The sequence below is a fragment of the Bacteroidales bacterium genome (genome assembly GCA_012517825.1).
GTDB lineage: Bacteria > Bacteroidota > Bacteroidia > Bacteroidales > JAAYUG01 > JAAYUG01.
On sequence record JAAYUG010000052.1, the window covers coordinates 1 to 3,968 of the forward strand.

A 3,968-nucleotide genomic window follows, 5' to 3' on the forward strand; every position below is an offset into this window, starting at 1 on the left:
ACCGACCAGAACAATGAGAACAGCTGGGGAAGCATTCTCTGGTCTGCTTCCAGCTGGGCTCTTGCTATTGGCAACTGCGCCGCCGATATTGTTCCGGTGGCAAAAGCAGTAAAAATTGCGGCCGGTATTGCTTCCTTTATGGCCGATATCAAAGAAAATTATGATGCAGATCAAAAATGCCGCAATAAGTACAAAACAAAAAGGCTTCGTACCCGTACCGTTTTTTCAGTTGATCCCAACGAAAAAACCGGAAATCCGGGAGCCGGGAATGCCCGCTTCGTTAATACCGATATGATGAGCTACACGATTCATTTCGAAAACCTTGCAACCGCAACCTCTTCCGCTCTTGAAGTCGGCATTTCAGATACCCTGAATAAAGAGGTATTCGATCTGGCAAAGTTGCGCTTTACCGGTTTTTCCTTTGGTGACACACTCATCAGCCTGAACGAAGATACCCTCTTTGTTTCCAGGTTAATCGATCTTTCTCCTGAAAAAGATATCCTCCTTTCATTCATGGCCGAAGCAGACACTGCAACAGGTATCGTCCGCTGGGCATTCCGTTCGCTCGACAGAATTACCGGCGAGCTGACCGAAGACCCCGATGCCGGATTCTTGCCGCCTAATGTCAACAGCCCGGATGGTGAAGGTTATGTTTCCTTTACGGTTCCTCTTCGCCATGGACTTCCTGACAACACTGTCATATCTAACCAGGCCACAATCGTTTTTGACTTAAATAAACCCATCAGTACCAACGTTTTTTCCAATGTGCTTGACAACACTCCGCCCGTGAGCGATATCCATGCAGCCTATTTGCAGAACGACACTACCATCGTGGTATCTGTAAACGGAGAGGATGCGGCCTCAGGAATCGCCTCCTTTATTATTACCGTTGCCCATAATGACGGAGAACCGGTTCCCTGGACTACCTTATATCTAAACCGTGAAGCCCGTTTTGTTCCACCCTATAACGGAACCTGGAAGTTTTTCTGCCGGGCTGTTGATTTTGCTGATAACTATGAACCTGCCGGGGAGATTCCCTCAGCGCAGGTCACAGTCAGTAATCTATCCACTCCGTCAACCTTTTCAGGGAGTTTCAGCATTTATCCCAATCCGGCCAGGTCAAAACTCTTTATTCATAGCCAAAACATAGGAATTATGCATTACGAAATTATCAGCAGCGAGGGCCTTTGCATGAAAAAAGGCTACCTGAAACAGGAACAGGAAGAAATTGATATTTCTTCCCTGCCAGCAGGAATTTATCTTGTGAAGATTGTCCAGAAAAATACTGTTGTTACCAGAAAATTAGTTGTCCAGTAAAATGCTCAGTAGGATCGAACGGTTAAAAAGCAACAAGAGCCCTGAAGGGACGGCATTACAGGCTGTTTCATAATGCCACCCCTTCGGGGTTCTCATTGATTTCCCTGATGGAATTTTCTACAATAATCCGGATAATGCATCAGGAGTAAAAGCGAACTGATGCGCAGTGCTATGGCCATCAGGGATGGCATCCGGGCAAATCCCGCTGAAACCCATTTCTTAAATTTTCGCTTCCTACAATTAGAATAGCGGTTGTTTTCTTCAACACCTCAGGTGTTGCAAAGGTTAACGTCCTACCTACCATGGATGTAACCATGGACATTGGAATTCGAAACCGCCGGTTTCGTATCGGTTTCTTTAAAGAAAGTTCCTTTATATAAGGAATACAAAGAGCAACAAAATGAATATGAGCCAAATCTCATTCCAAAAAAAGATTGATAATGCGAACGAGAACCTCATGCGCGCGGGCCAAGGCAAAACAGGGGGGCCAAGGCGGGTGTGAATGCCAGAATGTTTGGAATTACAGCAAAGGACCGACGCTAAAGTCGGGATTTTATTTTAAAGACTCCCTTGTTCATGCTCTTGCTCAAATACGCAGCGGCCTTGAATGCAAGCTCTATACTTGTCAAATCCCGTCTTTAAAATTCCGCTTTGCTTGTAATTCCAACATTCTGGCAGAGAGCGAAGGCTTCTTGTTTTGCCTTTCCCGCGATAGAAAATCTTACAGTTGGCCTCACCGCCAACTGGTAGATTTTCTTATGCGGGATTTGGTTACTTTCTTGTATCAAGACAAGAAAGTAACTGGGGTTAAAGGGGCAAAGCCCCTTGAAATAACACAAAGCCAACTGTTAAATTTTCTTATGCGGGATTTGGTTACTTTCTTAAAGCCGGATTGGGTATTAGGAGTAAAAGCGAACTGATGCGCAGTGCTATGGCCATCAGGGTTGGCATCCGGGCAAATCCAGCTGAAACGCAGTGAAAGCGGCCCTTGCGGTACATTGCGCAGTCTTAGATCCCCAATGCGGATTTGATTCTTCTTAATCGTATGGCAACTGACTGATAATCTTATCAAAAAAATGACTGATGATATGTACCTGTAAGGGGAGCAATAAATCCATTGTTTCCCGAGCAACCGGCTTAACCAACCGTGCAAAATTTTTCTTTTGAAAAAATTTGCAGATATTTGGTGCACTTATCATAGAATTTCTATTTCAACAGGATCTGCAGAATATTTAATTCCATGCCTTATAAAATAAAAACCCTGATTCATTCTCTGGCCCTGCTTGGCGTGCTATGTTTCATGCCGGGCTGCCGGAAACCGGTTCCAAAAACAGCCGCTTCTTCATCCCCTTCTTTCTGGTATCTTCTGGCCGGAACCTATACCGGCACCGGGTTCACTCTGCAGGGAGCCGACAGCGGCATCTACATCCTCAGAATGAATGCCTCAACAGGGGAGCTGGCGCTGGTAAATGCATCGCCCGCAACAGAAAATCCTTCGTTTCTCGTTTTTGACCGCATTCGTTTACAGGTGTTTTCGGTCAACGAAAACGATACAGGCGGTATCAGCAGCTTCGCCCTTGACACAGTTTCCATGACCCTCCGTTTCCTTAATAAGGTTTCGTCGGAAGGAAAATATCCGTGCTATATCAGCCTCGATCCGACAGGTAAATTTGTTCTTGCGGCCAATTATGGCAGCGGAAATGTGGCCGCCTTTCCGGTACATCCTGACGGGAAAATCGGGAAAGCTGTTTCCGTTCACCAGCATACCGGCAAAGGTCCTGTGACAGACCGGCAGGAAGGCCCGCACGCCCATATGATTCTTCCTTCCCCCGATGGGAAATATATCTATAGCACCGACCTGGGAACAGATGAAATCTATGTTTACACTCTGAATGCAGAAAACGGATCTCTTGCCCCAGCCGGCTTTACCGTAAAAACCAGTTCAGGTGCCGGCCCGCGCCATATTGCATTCCATAATGCAAAACCCTGGGTTTATGTTGTCAATGAACTGAACGGTACCATCGAGTCGTTCCTGTATGAGGAGGCGACAGGAAACCTAAACCGGTTCCAGATTGTTTCCACGCGCAAAGAGGGCGATGACCGGTTTGCCGGTTGTGCCGACATTCATATCCATCCCTCCGGAAAATTTCTTTATGCAACCAACAGAGGGGAAATCAATGAAATTGTTCTTTTCGGAATTGAACCGAATACCGGAAAACTTAGCCGCAGGGAAAGTTATCCGACAGGGGGCAAAACACCACGGAATTTTGCAGTTTCTCCTGATGGTCAGTTCCTGCTTTGTGCCAATCAGAATACGAACAACATAGTTGTGTTCCGCATCGACCCGGCAACAGGGAAACTCACTTCCACCGGATCAACCTTTTCCCTGCCGGCACCCGTTTGCCTGAGGTTTATACCCTGATGAGCTATTTCATGTCCCGTATCCTCAATTCCACATCCTTTACTTCTTTCATCAGGCTTTTCAGGCGCGATACATCGGTTTCGCCATAATGATAGGGATAGAGTATTTTAGGCCGAAGTACCTTGGCCGTGGCTACTATCTGTTCAGGGGTCATTGTAAAAGGCTGATTCATGGGCAGAAAAGCAATATCCACACCGCGTATGGCTGCCATCTCGGGAATATTTTCCGT

4 protein-coding genes are annotated in these 3,968 nt (G+C 46.4%); 3 read left to right on the forward strand and 1 reads right to left on the reverse strand.

What is annotated here, in order from left to right:
* From GX419_03570 to GX419_03580, 3 genes are all read left to right on the forward strand, one after another.
* A partial coding sequence (locus GX419_03570; GenBank protein NLI23768.1) for a T9SS type A sorting domain-containing protein occupies positions 1–1,317 on the forward strand: 1,317 nt, incomplete at its 5' end.
* Between the two features lie 440 nt (positions 1,318–1,757).
* A complete protein-coding gene (locus GX419_03575) occupies positions 1,758–2,237 on the forward strand; it encodes a hypothetical protein (GenBank protein ID NLI23769.1) in 480 nt (159 codons plus the stop codon).
* A gap of 320 nt (positions 2,238–2,557) precedes the next feature.
* Complete coding sequence (locus tag GX419_03580; GenBank protein ID NLI23770.1) at positions 2,558–3,739, forward strand: lactonase family protein; 1,182 nt, start codon at positions 2,558–2,560, stop codon at positions 3,737–3,739.
* Between the two features lie 4 nt (positions 3,740–3,743).
* Here GX419_03580 and GX419_03585 read toward each other — a convergent pair.
* On the reverse strand, positions 3,744–3,968 hold a 225-nt coding region (locus GX419_03585), incomplete at its 5' end, for an MBL fold metallo-hydrolase (GenBank protein NLI23771.1).

What these genes read in the sequence shown, in the direction of transcription:
- GX419_03575 (NLI23769.1), top strand. Translation starts at nt 1,758, where the DNA reads ATGCGAACGAGAACCTCATGCGCGCGGGCCAAGGCAAAACAGGGGGGC.
- GX419_03580 (NLI23770.1), top strand. Translation starts at nt 2,558, where the DNA reads ATGCCTTATAAAATAAAAACCCTGATTCATTCTCTGGCCCTGCTTGGC.